Source organism: Clostridioides sp. ZZV14-6154 (genome assembly GCF_020657785.1).
Lineage (GTDB): Bacteria > Bacillota > Clostridia > Peptostreptococcales > Peptostreptococcaceae > Clostridioides.
Map to the genome: position 1 here is coordinate 28,752 of NZ_JAGWCY010000002.1, position 14,655 is coordinate 43,406.

The following is a 14,655-nucleotide window of genomic DNA, read 5'->3' on the forward strand; positions in this document are numbered from 1 at the left end:
CAAATAGATAAAAAAGTTTGAAAAGTCTAACTTAATTTATTATATATTGTATACAAAATTATGAAAAAAACTTAACATATTTAATTTTAAAAAAAATCTACTTAAATATGTAATTAATTTACAATTTTCAAAGGAATTTTATCCAATCTGTAGTATTATATTAGAAGATAGAGTATTTGCGCGACTATGTGTGTTTATATTTTTGTTGTGTAAATTATATGTAAATATAAAAAAATAGACTTGTTATAAACAAGTACAATTGTAGCTATCAAGGAGGATACATATTATGGCTAAGTTTATGAAAACACTTGATGGGAATACAGCTGCAGCTCACGTTGCCTATGCATTTACAGATGTAGCAGCTATATACCCAATCACACCATCTTCAACTATGGCTGAAGTAGTTGATGAGTGGGCATCACAAGGAAGAAAAAATGTATTTGGACAAAAAGTTAATGTTGTTGAAATGCAATCAGAAGCAGGAGCAGCAGGAGCATTCCATGGTTCTTTACAAGGTGGAGCTTTAACTTCTACTTTTACAGCATCTCAAGGTTTATTATTAATGATACCTAACATGTATAAAGTTGCAGGGGAGTTATTACCAGGAGTATTCCATGTAAGTGCTCGTGCTTTAGCATCTCAAGCTTTATCAATATTTGGGGATCATCAAGACGTTATGGCTGCTAGACAAACTGGATGTGTATTATTAGCTTCTGGTTCAGTTCAAGAAGTAGCTGATATAGCACCTGTTGCACATTTAGCTGCAATAGAAGGTAAATTACCATTTATACATTTCTTTGATGGATTCAGAACTTCACATGAAATCCAAAAAGTGGAATTATTAGAAAATGAAGATTATGCAAGTTTATTAAACTTTGAAGCAGTTCAAGCATTTAGAGATAATGCTTTATCTCCAAATCATCCAGTTACTCGTGGTACTGCTCAAAACCCAGATATATATTTCCAAACTAGAGAAGCTTCTAACAAATACTATCAAAATATAGTAGGTATAGTTGAAAAATACATGGAAAAAATGAGTGATTTAACAGGTAGAAAACATAGTTTATTTGATTACTATGGAGCAGAAGATGCTAAATCTATATTAATTGCTATGGGTTCTGTAACAGAAACAATAGAAGAAACTATAGATTACTTAAATGCTAAGGGAGAAAAATATGGTTTAGTTAAAGTTCATTTATACAGACCATTCTCAATGAAACATTTCTTAGATGCTGTGCCATCTACTGTTGAAAGAATATGTGTACTTGATAGAACTAAAGAACCAGGTTCAACTGGTGAACCATTATACTTAGATGTACGTGATGTATTCTATGGAAAAGAAAATGCTCCTATGATAATAGGTGGAAGATACGGATTAGGTTCAAAAGATACTACTCCTTCAGATATAAAAACTGTTTTTGATAACTTAGTTTCAGAACAACCTAAGAATGGATTTACAGTAGGTATAGTTGATGATGTAACTAATACTTCTTTAACTCCATCTGAATCAATTAAAATAGCTTCTAAAGGAACTATAAGATGTAAGTTCTGGGGATTAGGTTCTGACGGTACTGTTGGAGCTAACAAACAAGCTATAAAAATAATCGGTGACCATACTGAAAAATATGCTCAAGCTTACTTTGATTATGACTCTAAAAAATCTGGTGGTATAACTATGTCTCACTTAAGATTTGGTGATACTCCAATAAGAGCTACTTATTTAATAGATGAAGCTGACTATATTGCCTGTCATAAACAATCATATGTTTATCAATATGATTTATTAAAAGGTCTTAAAAAAGGTGGTACATTTGTACTTAATACTATATGGGATCAAGCAGGAATTGAAGAAAACTTACCAGCTCACATGAAACAATATATAGCTAAAAATGATATAAAATTCTATACAGTTAATGCTGTTAAACTAGGACAAGAAATAGGTCTTGGAAATAGAATAAACATGATAATGCAATCTGCATTCTTTAAATTAGCTGAAATAATACCAGAAGAAGATGCTGTTAAATACTTAAAAGATTCTATAGTTAAAGCTTATGGTAAAAAAGGTGAAAAGATAGTTAACATGAACTATGCTGCTGTTGATGCAGGAATAAATGCTTTAGTTAAAGTTGAAGTTCCAGCTTCTTGGGCAAATGCTGTTGATGCAGATAAAGAAGAAGTTAAAGAACCAGAATTTATAAGAAATATATTAAGACCAATGACTGCGCAAGAAGGTAATAACTTACCAGTAAGTACATTCAATGGTATAGAAGATGGAACATTCCCTTGTGGTACTTCAGCTTATGAAAAACGTGGTATAGCTGTTGATGTTCCTGAATGGGTATTGGATAACTGTATCCAATGTAACCAATGTTCTTTTATATGTCCTCATGCATGTATAAGACCAGTTTTAGTTACAGAAGAAGAATTAGCTAATGCTCCAAAAGGATTTGAAGCTAAAAAAGCATTAGGTAAAGGATTAGAAGGATTAAAATATAGAATTCAAGTTAGTCCACTAGATTGTACAGGATGTGGAAACTGTGCTGATATATGTCCAGCTAAAGAAAAAGCTTTAGTTATGAAACCAATAGATACTCAACTTGATACAGAGTTAGATAACTGGGCATTTGCAGTAAATCCTGAAGATGTAGCTCCAAAAGTTGATGTTATGCCTGCAAACACTGTTAAAGGAAGTCAATTTAGACAACCATTAATGGAATTCTCAGGAGCATGTGCTGGATGTGGAGAAACTGCATACATTAAGTTAGTTACACAATTATATGGAGATAGAATGATGATAGCTAATGCTACTGGATGTTCTTCTATATGGGGAGCTTCTGCACCTTCAACTCCTTATACTTGTAACCATGAAGGCAAAGGTCCATCTTGGGCAAACTCTCTATTTGAAGACAATGCTGAATACGGATTTGGTATGTACACAGCTGTTAAACAAATAAGAGGAAAAATAGTAGATGCTATGACAGAATTAGTTTCTATGGATATCTGTGAAGATGCTAAAGCAGTATTTACAGAATGGTTAGATTCTAGAAATGATGGAGAAGCTTCTAAAGTAGCAAGTGCTAAAGTTGTTGAATTATTAGAAAAACCAGCTTGTGATTGCACAGATGAAAAAGCTAAAGAATTAGTAAAAGCTATAAGAGATAGAAAAGATTATCTAGTTAAGAGATCTCAATGGATACTAGGTGGAGACGGTTGGGCATATGACATCGGTTATGGTGGATTAGACCATGTTCTTGCATCTGGTGAAAATGTAAATGTACTTGTATTTGATACAGAAGTATATTCAAATACAGGAGGTCAAGCTTCTAAAGCTACTCCAGCTGCTGCCATGGCTAAATTTGCTGCAGCAGGTAAACAATCTAGAAAGAAAGACCTAGGTATGATGGCTATGACTTACGGAAACGTATATGTAGCTCAAGTTGCTATGGGTGCTGATAAAAACCAATTTATCAAAGCTGTTCTAGAAGCTGAAAAACATGATGGACCATCTTTAATAATAGCTTATGCTCCATGTATAAACCATGGATTAAAAGAAGGTATGGGAAGAACTGTAGCTAACGAAGCACAAGCTGTTGCTTGCGGATACTGGCATTTATACAGATTCAATCCAGAAGTAAAAGCTGAAGGTAAAAACCCATTCACTTTAGATTCTAAGGAACCAACTACAAGCTTCAGAGATTTCATACTTGCACAAGTAAGATACTCTGCTATAGCTAAACAATTCCCAGAAGAAGCTGATGGATTATTTGCAAAAGCTGAAGCTGATGCTAAAGAAAGATATGAAGGATACAAAAAATTAGCTGAATAATAATTAGAATATTATAATGCTTATTTAAGATATAATTTGATAATAATTAGGGATACTATTAAAAAATAGTATCCCTTTTTTATTTATATCAAACTGTAAGAATTAAGATTTTGTTTCTGTATATTGTTCTCCAACCTAAAACTACTAGTAAAGCACCAATAATGTTTAAAATTATACATATATACATTCCAAAATGACCAATGTATTGATTTAGTGTATGTCCCCACAATACACCATCTGGTAGTTGTTTGCCAAAAAAACATGCTACAAAGTACATACTCATTGGTATACCAAACATTTCAAGGGCGTAAGCTATTATAAATTCTAGATAGGCTGTAGTGGGCTTTCTTTGATTTTTTTTATAAAAAGGTAGAAAAAATAGAAAAATTCCATAAATTAATATCCAGATAATTACACCAATCCAATTACCATAGTGCGAAAGTGCTGTTTCGTTCATAAAATTATCCTCCCAAATTTAAATAATTTTTAATGTAAATGTATCTTAGACAACTAAGTAGATTTCAGCTATGTAATTATAAAAAAGATATTGCGATAAATAAAAATTATTTAAAAATATTTTTCGACCACTGGTCGAGTTTTTTGTATTGTATCATATTTTCGACCAGTGGTCAACTTTTTGATACTGTGTTATAATACAAAATAAGGATGGTGAGTATATGGACAAAAAAGAGTTGATTTTAAATGCCATGCAAGAATTATTAAGAGAAGAAAAAGGAGCAACTTGTTCAGTTAGTGATATTGCAAGAAGAGCAGGTATTGGAAAAGGAAGTATATATTATTATTTTAAATCTAAGGATGAAATATTTGATGCAGTAGTTGAACGAACTTATAGCCAGATTATAGATAAATGTAAAGTTATTGTAGAGAAAAGTAAATTGGATTCAATTTCAAAACTGATGCTATTATTTCAAAGTTATATAACATCAACAGTTGAATCTTCAATTGATGAATATCTTCACCAACAATTTAATGCTTCAATCCATCAAAAATCTCTTGCAGAAATACTTACTTCACTTTCTCATATTGTTGCAGAAATATTTCAACAAGGAGTGGAAGAAGGGATATTTAAATGTGAATATACTTTAGAAGTATCAGAGATAATTTTATCTATTTTCACTTTTTTACTTGACCCAGGTATTTTTTCTTGGAATAAAGAGGAGAAAAAACGCAAATTAGAAGCATTAACTTTGATTTTAGAAAGAAGTCTAATGGCGCCGAAAGGAAGTTTTGATTTTTTTATAAGGGATTTTTAAATTATTTAATTATTAAATAATATTTATAATATAGGAATTTATATTTAGTATGAAAAATATATTAAAGATAAAATACTATGATATAGTATAGATACAAAAGAGTATCCCACTTATGATTTTTAAAAATCATCTTGAGATACTCTTTTTGTATATATGGAAAAAGAGTATTTTATCCTACAAAGATTTGTGTCCAGTAAATTGAACCACCACTTTTTTGTGCTACTCCAACACCTATTTTACTGTAATTTGGATTTAATATATTTTTTCTATGACCTTCAGAATTCATCCAAGCATTTACAACTTCTTTTGGTGTTTTCTGTCCCATTGCTATATTTTCACCAGCTGTTTTATAGCTTATCCCAAACTTTTTCAACATATCAAATGGAGAACCATAAGTTGGCGAATTATGTGCAAAGTAGTTGTTGTCAATCATATCTTGAGATTTCTTTGTAGCTACATTTGATACATCAGCATCAAGAGTAAGTGGATTTAATCCAGCTTTAGATCTCTCTACGTTTACTAAATCAACGACTTCTTTTTGGTAAGCTGAAAAATTTCCAGTTGTAGAGCCTGAATTGTTATTATCTTCAGGTTTATTAGTAGAGTCTGAGTTGTTATTGTCTTCAGGCTTATTAGTAGAGCCTGAATTGTTGTTGTCCTCAGGTTTATTATCTTCTGGTTTATTACTATCTTCAGGCTTATTAGTAGAACCTGAATTGTCGTTATCTTCAGGCTTACTAGAGTCTGAGTTATTATTATCCTCAGGTTTATTAGTAGAGTCTGAATTATTGTTGTCGCTAGGTCTGTTAGTAATATTACAATTCTTGTCATTATGATTCTTATCTTTACAAGAATTATCCTTGTCAGGTTTAAGTTCTGGCTTTACAGAACAATTTGGTTTTGCTGAAAACTTAAATTTAGCATTAGTATATACTAAATTTTTATTACTTATATTCATATTGTTTTCAAGTGACGAAGCACTTGCAGTAACAGCACTGGAAGCTGTTGCTAAGGTTAACACTCCTAAAGCTAGTATAGTTTTTAATTTTGTTGGTATATTTTTTCTCATTATAAACACCTCTCAATCTAAAAATTCTAAAAATGTTACTAAATTGTAACCTTTAGTGTAGGGGGTACCCGTGCATTTATACTAACATAGAATCAAGTGTTTTTTTACTGTAAAGATATGTAAATAAAATATACCTGGAATAAATAGGTATATTTTATGATGTTTGATAATTTTCATCATTAATCTGCATAGTATGGCATAGCTGCTTTAGAAGAAATAGTGTTTTTATAATAATTCTATGATGTAAAATTCTGCTTGCGGTAAATTTTTTTTATAGTTAGTGATATTTATTTAATATATACTTTGAAAATAAGTAAAAAAAGTATCTTTAATTAAGTTCTTGAAAATAAAAAAGCCATCTATCATAAATAGATGACTTTTTATATAATAAATAGTAATTTGATTTAGTTTAATACATTAGTAATCCTAATGTAATTACAATGATTTCTGCTATTAATGAACCAACTGCAACCACAATAAAAGTCTCTTTAAAACCATTTTTATGTGTTAATTTAGATAAACTCAAGAATGTAAGAAAAACACCACTTTGAGGTACGATTGTTAATATGTTTGAAGCAATTGTAGCAACACGATGGATTAATTCTGGGTTCATGCCAGTACTTAGATAATAATCTGCAAAGTTTGGCATTACTATTCCCAAAGCACCCGAAGAGGAGCCTGTTATTGCTGACATCGTTGAAGTTAAAACAGTAAGGCTTATAAGTGGACTTCCTGGTATTGACATGATAAGTTTACTGAATATATCAAAGCCTGGTGCAGCCATTATTACAGCTCCAAATGCAACAGCAGAAGATGTTGCAAAAATAGGTCCTATAGAACCACTAGCACCAATACTCAATGTTTGTATTTTTGACGATAAAAATTTACGGAATAGAAAAGCAGATAAAATAATTGCAACTATTAAGGCTATGTAAATTACATTTTTTTTCATAAATTCTGAACCAAAAGTACTTCCAGATATTGCTATGACTACAAGTGATAATAGAGGAAAGATACTTGAAAAAAATCCTGGTAATTCTCTATCTAAAGACTCTTCTTCTATATCTGAAGTGTAAGTTGCATAAGTTTCTCCTTTTCTAAGACTTTTGTTTAAAGTATATTTCATGTATACCAGACCAAATACAGCACAACCTATACTTCCTGCAATACTTGGTATAGCTGCTGCTGTAAGAGATGTGTTTAGGTACTGAATAGGAATAACATTTTGAATAGCTGGTGTACCAGGAATCATAGTCATAGTAATTGTTGCAATTCCAAGCCAAAGAGGTATCTGAATAAGATTCCAAGAAATATCAAGTTTTTTAAATAGAGTTCTTGCAAGTGGAATAACTGCAAACATAACTACAAATAAACTTATTCCACCATATGTTAGTATAAAACTCACTATAAATATAGCAACTAAAACTCTGTAAGGGTGGTTAGAGCCAAATTTATTTAAAATAAAATCAGCTATAGATACAGTAGCTCCACTTTCTTCCATAAACTTGGCAAGTATAGAACCTAGCAAAAATATTGCAAAATAGCTCATTATATAGTTTCCAAGTGCTCCCATATAATTATTTTTGTCAGCACCTAGCATTGATGTCACAACATCCATTTTATTTAAGAGAACAACTATTAAAGTTGCTATTGGAGCAGCTATAGTTATATGAATTTCTTTAACTGAAAAATATATAATAGCTATAATACCAATAATTATACCAATTGGTGCGATAATACTCATAAATATCCCTCCTTAGTAGAAGGACCTGAAGAATAAATTCCTCAAGTCCTAAATATGTAATAACTACTGTGCAGTATATCCTCCATCTAGTAGGCAAGCTTGTCCTGTAATTCCTTTGGCCTTATCACTAGCTAAAAACATTGCATAATCAGCAATTTCTTGAACATCTAGTAGACGTTTTTGAGGTACAAGTGGATATAGAACTTCTTCTAATACACTTTCTAGTGGTACATTACGAGTTTTTGATAGGTCATTAAATTGACCTCTAACAAGTGGAGTATCTACATATCCAGGGCATATAGCATTAACTGTTATACCTGAGTCAGCAGCTTCAAGTGCAGCAACTTTTGTTAGTCCTATAAGTCCATGCTTAGCTGAATTGTAAGCAGCTTTACCAGCAAATCCAATTACACCATTGATTGAAGCCATGTTTATTATACGACCAAATCCTTGTTTTTTCATTATAGGGAATACTTTTTTAGTAGCTATAAAAGGTGCTGTTAACATTATTTTTATCATAAATTCAAATTTATCAGTTGGAAAATCTTCTATCATAGCAACGTGTTGAAGACCAGCATTATTTATTAGTATGTCTAATCTTCCGTATTTTTCTAGAGTATTATCTATCGCATGGTTAATTTCTTCTTCTTTAGTTACATCACACTTTACATTTGCACAATCATAACCTTCTTTTTGTAATTCTGATGTAACATTATCTAGTGCTTCTTGATTTATATCAGAGAAGACTACCTTAGAACCATTCTTCAAGAATGATTCAGCTATTTGTTTGCCTATTCCACTTGCAGCTCCTGTTACGAATACAACTTTGTCTTTAACCATTTTTATTTCCTCCAATTTAATTTTATTTTTATATTAATTTTTTGTATTAATATTTTGCATCTTTTAAATTTATTTTCTGATGTAATTTTGATTTATTTTAAATAATTGATGTCTCTTTATTTAATGAATCTGATAATATTAAAGGTGCTTCAGTAGCAGAAAGAACTTCATCTAATGTGAAGATAGGATTTATTTCTATAAGTAGAAGCCCATCTGTTGTTACTTCTATAACTCCCATCTCAGTCACAATTAAATCTACAGCATTAGTTGCAGTAAGTGGGAGAGTACAGTTATTTAATATTTTTGCTGAACCTTTTGAAGTGTGTTCCATTGCTACAATGACTTTTTTTGCTCCAGTCACTAAATCCATAGCTCCACCCATACCTGGAACCATTTTACCTGGAATCATATAATTTGCTATGTTACCATATTTGTCAACTTGGAGTGCTCCAAGAACAGTTACATCTACATGACCTCCTCTGATGATTCCAAAAGAAGTGGCACTATCGAAAAAACAACCTCCAGGAAGAATAGTAACTGGCTGGCCACCAGCATTTACAATAGTTTCATCACTTAAATTTCCATTTTCAGCTGGGCCTAGACCTAGAAATCCATTTTCAGATTGCAAAATAACGTTTACCTCATCTGGAATATAATTTGCTACTTTGGTTGGTAAGCCTATACCAAGATTTACAACAGCTCCATCCTTTAATTCTTTAGAGACCCTGTTTGCAATGTATTCTTGCATTTCTAATTTATCCATTATAAATTACCTCCTTCAACGATGTAATTCACAAAAATACCTGGTGTAGTAATTTCATTGGGGTCGATATTGCCTATTTCAACAATTTCACCTGCTTCAACTATTGTAATATTAGCAGCTGAAGCCATTAAATTATTAAAGTTATTCATAGAACCTTTGTAAACTAAGTTACCTGCTTTATCTACCTTTGAAGCAAATAAAAGAGCGATATCAGCATGAATTGGTTTTTCAAGAAGATATTCTTTACCATCGACAACAATCTTTTGCTTTCCTTCTTCAACAAGAGTACCAATACCAGTTGGTGTTAGTATTCCACCTAAGCCATAACCAGCTGCACGAATTTGTTCAGCAAGAGTTCCTTGAGGAACTAATTCGACACATGTTTCATTATCATTCATCTGTCTTCCTGTTTCCTTGTTTAATCCTATGTGAGATGCAATTATCTTTTTAAACTGTTTATTAACAACCATCTTTCCAACACCTTTGTCAATAAAACCAGTATCATTACAAACTAATGTTAAATCTTTTATACCTTTATCACATAAATAATCAATTAAATTTTCTGGAGAACCATTGGCCATGAATCCACCAATCATTACTGTATCTCCATCTTTGATATAAGATAGAGCCTCATCAATGCTAACTATTTTATTCATATTTCCTCCTATCGTGAAACTATCATTGCTATTCCTTGACCACCACCAATACAAAGTGTTGCAAGGCCAGTTTCTACTTTACGTTTTTGCATTTCATAAATTAGGGTTACAAGTACTCTAGCGCCACTTGCTCCTATTGGATGTCCTAGTGCTATTGCACCACCATTTACATTTAACTTAGACGAATCTATTTGAAGTTCATTTTTAACTGCAAGTGCTTGTGCTGCAAATGCTTCATTTGCTTCTACTAAGTCTATATCGTTAATATTAAGACCTGCTTTTTCTAGTGCTTTTTTAGTTGCAGGAATAGGGCCAGTTCCCATGATTTCAGGTTCTACGCCAGATGATGCATATGATTTTATTGTAGCAAGTGGCTTAAGCCCAAGTTCATCTGCTTTTTGTTGACTCATTAGTATCAACATTGCTGCGCCATCATTGATTCCTGATGCATTTCCAGCTGTTACAGTACCTTCTTTTTTAAATGCAGGTTTAAGTTTGGCTAGTATTTCAGATGTCATGCCTAATTTAGGATATTCATCTGTATCAATAGTTTTAATTTCTTTACGATTTATTGTAACTTCTACTGGAACAATTTCATCTTTGAAACGATTGTTTTTTATAGCTTCTTCAGCTTTATTTTGGCTTTCTAGTGCTATTTTATCTTGCATCTCTCTTGTAATTCCAAATTTGTCAGCAACATTTTCGGCAGTGATTCCCATATGGTATTGATTGAAAGCATCTATAAGACCATCTGTTAGCATACTATCTACCATAGTAACATTGCCCATTTTACTACCAAAGCGAGCAGTAGGAATAATGTAAGGTGATTGACTCATATTTTCAGTACCACCTGCAATTACTACATCATTTTCACCAGCTATGATTGATTGAGCTGCTAGTTGAATACTTTTAAGTCCTGAACCACATAATTTATTTACTGTGTAACTTGGTACAGAACTTGGTATATCTGAGTTTATGGCAATTTGTCTAGCAACATTTTGTCCAAGCCCTGCTTGTAGAACATTTCCAATTATCACTTCATCTATTTCAGATAAATCAAGTTTTATACGTGATATAGCTTCCTTAACAGCCACAACTCCAAGTTGAACAGCAGAAGTATTTTTAAATACACCACCAAAGTTTCCTATAGGTGTTCTTACTGCTGATACAATTACTACATCTTTCATGTTTAATAGTTCCTCCTTGAATGATTATTTAAAATTTTCTGAATAAAAAAATTGAAGAACACTATAATAAATTACTTATAATACAAGCTTGTTTTTAAGTATTTTAATTATTTTTATTCCTAATGCTTTAGGTTTTCCTCTTTCTAACTATAGATTACGGCGAAAAATGAGTTTTGTCTAAGTCTAATTTTTTATACAACATATAAGGAAAATTTATAGGATAAAAATTTAGAATACATATAGAGGAATATTTTGTTAAAATATTAATGAAATTATTTTGATTTTCTTATAAAATGTTCTTATAAGCAAAAATATTAATATCAACTATACTTGTAAGAAAGGTGGTTTGAAATGGATATAAAACAGTTAAAATATTTTGTTGAAATAGTGAAATCTGGTTTTAATTTATCAATTGCATCAAAAACTCTTCACATATCTCAACCAGCCTTAAGTCAAATTATAAAAACTTTTGAAGAAAATGAAAATGTATATTTATTTGAGAGATATAAAGGCAGGTTAAATGGATTAACTCCAGCAGGAGAACGATTTTATGTAAATGCAGAAAATATTATAAATGAATATAAAAATATGATGGAGGATTTAAGAGAAGACTCTGTTCAGTTTAAAGGGAAGGTTAGAATAGGGATACCACCACTTATACTTGGAATAGCTTTTTCTGATGTAGTTGCACAATTAGTTGCAAACAATCCAGATATAGAATTCGATATAGTAGAGAAGGGGGCATATGATTTAAGTAGAATGCTTATTTTACAGGAATTAGATTATGCAGTTCTTTTACATCCACATAAAATTGATAGGAGTGTAGTAACAGAACATGTACTTCAAGAAGATGAACTTACTGCATTTTTAAATACAAGTCATCATCTTGCAAAGAAAAATAAAATAGATTGGAAGGATTTAAATGAAGAATTGCTTGCAATATTTAATCCTACATTTATGATACATCATAAATTAATGCAAAAATTTACTGATGAAAAAGTTAAACTTAAGAGGTATATTATGTCTGGTTCTTGGGATTTCTTGTTGTTATCAACTACAAATTCTGATTTTATAACTATTTTACCATCACCAGTACATGATTTTTTTGAAAATAGTCAAATTATAGAAAAACCATTTAATGACCCTATTACATGGAAGGTTGTATTATGTAGACCTAAAAAAGAACGTTACAGTCATGTAGATGAGCATGTATTTAAATTTATTATAGATTTCTTTAGTAAAAAGAATCTATAGATTGTTATTTAAATAACAAATAGAAATAAAAGAATTGAGTTTAATTACAGTAAACTATTAGTTTTTCAACTACATATTAATTAAAGGGAAATAAATTTCGCATAATATAGAAGTTTATTAAGCTCTAGAATACATACGATTTTTATTTTAAAATATATAAAAACAGTGAGTGTAGCTATACACTCACTGTTTTTATATATTTTAAAATATTGCTATTATCAATTGCTACTAGAAAACTTTTTACTTATTATAGTTAAACTCATAACTGTTAAGAAGATAAGTAAGCCAGGAAATACAGCTAAATATAACTTATCAAAAATATGTCTTTGAGCATCTTGAAGCATATTACCCCATGATGCAAGAGGTAATTGTATACCAAGCCCTAAAAAACTAAGTGCAGATTCAGTTAAGATAGCATTTGCAATATTTAATGAACCAGCAACTACAATAGTTTCATTTAAGTTTAAAACTATATGTCTAAATAAAATATTTCTAGTTTTAATTCCAGTAGCTTTAGCAGCTAAGCAGTATTCATTTTCCTTTATTTTTAAAGTTTCTCCGCGAACAATTCTTGAAACTTCCATCCAACTCAAAAAACCAATAATCAATATAATAGTAGAAACCTTAGGAGCTAGATAAGTATTTAATACAATTAAAACTAAAAAACTTGGAATACTCATAAGCATGTCTACTAATCTCATCAAGAACTGGTCTAGTTTCCCACCAATATAGCCGCTAATAACACCTACAGCAGTACCAAATACTATAGAAATAAGCATTGATAAGATACCAACACTAAGTGAAATTCGTCCACCATAAAGTGCTCTAGCAAAGTAATCTCTTCCTAGTTCATCTGTACCAAAAATATGTTTTAAGCTAGGTTCTTGAAGTTTAGTAGTAGTATCAATTGCATTAGAGTCTATATTTAACACAAAAGAAGCTATAATTAAAACGATTATTATTCCAAGAGTAGTACATGCAAATGAAAAGGATTTGTCTTTTTTTAACTCTTTCAATATGTTTGTAAACACAATTAAAATCCTCCTTTGCTAGATTTAATCTTAGGGTCAATTAATAAATATAATATATCAGCAATTAAATTACCTAAAATTAAGAAAAGTGCTGACAACATAGTTATTGCCATAATTATAGTGTAGTCCCTTGAAAAAATTGAATCAATCATTAATCTACCCATACCTGGCCAAGAAAAAACTACTTCTGTAACAAAGGCACCAGTCACTAATTTTTGTATGCTCATACCAAGGATTGTAATTAATGATGTCAGAGAATTTTTCAATACATGTTTAAAAAGTATGACTTTTTCTGATAGGCCTTTTGCCCTTGCTGTTGTAACATACTGCTTTTTTAATTGTTCACTTACACTAGCTTCTACATAATTTGTAAAAATAGCTGTATTATATAGTCCCAAAGTTATGACAGGTAGGACTAAATGTTTTACTAAATCTCCAAAGCTATCATTTCCAATTGTATGCATACCTCCAGATGGGAAAATATTAAATTTCACTGAAAAAATTGAAATAAGTATCATTCCTATCCAAAAAGAAGGAATAGAAACACCTACATAATTAAAGATAGATGATATTTTACTGGTTATTGAATTTTTATTTACAGCTAAAAATATTCCAAGTGGAACAGCCACCAGTATTGAAAATGCTAAAGCAGTTCCCATAAGCACAACTGTATTTCCCATTTTTTCAATAATTTGATCTGTAACAGGCATATAATTTATATAAGAAGTACCTAGATTTCCACTTAAAGTGTTTTTTAGCCATCCTAGATATCTAACATAAACGGGCTTATCAAGTCCCATGTTAATTCTTATGTTTTCAATATCTTGTGCAGACATTAAAGGGTTTATATAGGCATCTGCTGGGTCGCCAGGAGCTAACTCCAAAAGACCAAATGATAGTATGGATATTAGGATTAACATAGGTATCAAAACCTTTATTCTATTTAATATTAATTTCAACATAAACAAATTCTCCTAATTAAAAGAGATGTCTTATTTTAAAATAACAAAA

12 protein-coding genes are annotated in these 14,655 nt (G+C 30.8%); 3 read left to right on the top strand and 9 right to left on the bottom strand.

Annotation, left to right across the window (positions count from 1 at the left end; translation table 11 throughout):
* The first annotated feature begins 286 nt into the window (after positions 1 to 286).
* On the top strand, positions 287 to 3,826 hold the full coding sequence (nifJ, locus tag KGF45_RS06670; RefSeq protein ID WP_227829202.1) for a pyruvate:ferredoxin (flavodoxin) oxidoreductase: 3,540 nt from the start codon (positions 287 to 289) through the stop codon (positions 3,824 to 3,826).
* Between the two features lie 88 nt (positions 3,827 to 3,914).
* Here the strand turns inward: nifJ and KGF45_RS06675 are convergent, their stop codons facing one another.
* On the bottom strand, positions 3,915 to 4,283 hold the full coding sequence (locus tag KGF45_RS06675) for a hypothetical protein (protein WP_227842020.1): 369 nt from the start codon (positions 4,281 to 4,283) through the stop codon (positions 3,915 to 3,917).
* Between the two features lie 220 nt (positions 4,284 to 4,503).
* Between KGF45_RS06675 and KGF45_RS06680 the strand changes: the two genes are divergently transcribed.
* Positions 4,504 to 5,100 carry a TetR/AcrR family transcriptional regulator gene (locus tag KGF45_RS06680; RefSeq protein ID WP_227829200.1) on the top strand — a complete coding sequence of 199 codons (597 nt, stop codon included), beginning with the start codon at positions 4,504 to 4,506 and terminating at the stop codon, positions 5,098 to 5,100.
* Between the two features lie 169 nt (positions 5,101 to 5,269).
* On the opposite strand, the gene KGF45_RS06685 is transcribed toward KGF45_RS06680, so the two are convergent.
* The 6 genes from KGF45_RS06685 to KGF45_RS06710 form a co-directional block, all read right to left on the bottom strand.
* A complete protein-coding gene (locus KGF45_RS06685; RefSeq protein WP_227842021.1) occupies positions 5,270 to 6,169 on the bottom strand; it encodes a CAP domain-containing protein in 900 nt (299 codons plus the stop codon).
* Positions 6,170 to 6,578: 409 nt separating this feature from the next.
* Positions 6,579 to 7,913, bottom strand: a complete 1,335-nt coding sequence (locus KGF45_RS06690) for a GntP family permease (protein WP_227842022.1) — start codon at positions 7,911 to 7,913, stop codon at positions 6,579 to 6,581.
* A gap of 63 nt (positions 7,914 to 7,976) precedes the next feature.
* A complete protein-coding gene (locus tag KGF45_RS06695; protein ID WP_227829197.1) occupies positions 7,977 to 8,753 on the bottom strand; it encodes a 3-hydroxybutyrate dehydrogenase in 777 nt (258 codons plus the stop codon).
* A gap of 97 nt (positions 8,754 to 8,850) precedes the next feature.
* Positions 8,851 to 9,516 (bottom strand): 3-oxoacid CoA-transferase subunit B, encoded by a 666-nt coding sequence (locus KGF45_RS06700; RefSeq protein ID WP_227829196.1) that lies wholly within the window; start codon positions 9,514 to 9,516, stop codon positions 8,851 to 8,853.
* The gene (locus KGF45_RS06705; RefSeq protein WP_227841371.1) at positions 9,516 to 10,172 is read right to left on the bottom strand and encodes a CoA transferase subunit A; all 657 of its coding nucleotides are present in this window, start codon (positions 10,170 to 10,172) and stop codon (positions 9,516 to 9,518) included. Before KGF45_RS06705 ends, KGF45_RS06700 begins: the two co-directional genes overlap by 1 nt.
* 8 nt (positions 10,173 to 10,180) lie before the next feature.
* Positions 10,181 to 11,359 (bottom strand): acetyl-CoA C-acetyltransferase, encoded by a 1,179-nt coding sequence (locus tag KGF45_RS06710; protein ID WP_227842025.1) that lies wholly within the window; start codon positions 11,357 to 11,359, stop codon positions 10,181 to 10,183.
* Between the two features lie 351 nt (positions 11,360 to 11,710).
* On the opposite strand from KGF45_RS06710, the gene KGF45_RS06715 reads away from it, so the two are divergent.
* A complete protein-coding gene (locus tag KGF45_RS06715) occupies positions 11,711 to 12,613 on the top strand; it encodes a LysR family transcriptional regulator (protein WP_227842027.1) in 903 nt (300 codons plus the stop codon).
* 218 nt (positions 12,614 to 12,831) lie between these two features.
* Here KGF45_RS06715 and KGF45_RS06720 read toward each other — a convergent pair whose 3' ends face one another.
* Together KGF45_RS06720 and KGF45_RS06725 are read right to left on the bottom strand one after the other, a co-directional pair.
* Complete coding sequence (locus tag KGF45_RS06720) at positions 12,832 to 13,644, bottom strand: ABC transporter permease (RefSeq protein WP_227842029.1); 813 nt, start codon at positions 13,642 to 13,644, stop codon at positions 12,832 to 12,834.
* 2 nt (positions 13,645 to 13,646) lie between these two features.
* The gene (locus KGF45_RS06725; RefSeq protein ID WP_227842030.1) at positions 13,647 to 14,606 is read right to left on the bottom strand and encodes an ABC transporter permease; all 960 of its coding nucleotides are present in this window, start codon (positions 14,604 to 14,606) and stop codon (positions 13,647 to 13,649) included.
* Positions 14,607 to 14,655: the final 49 nt, after the last annotated feature.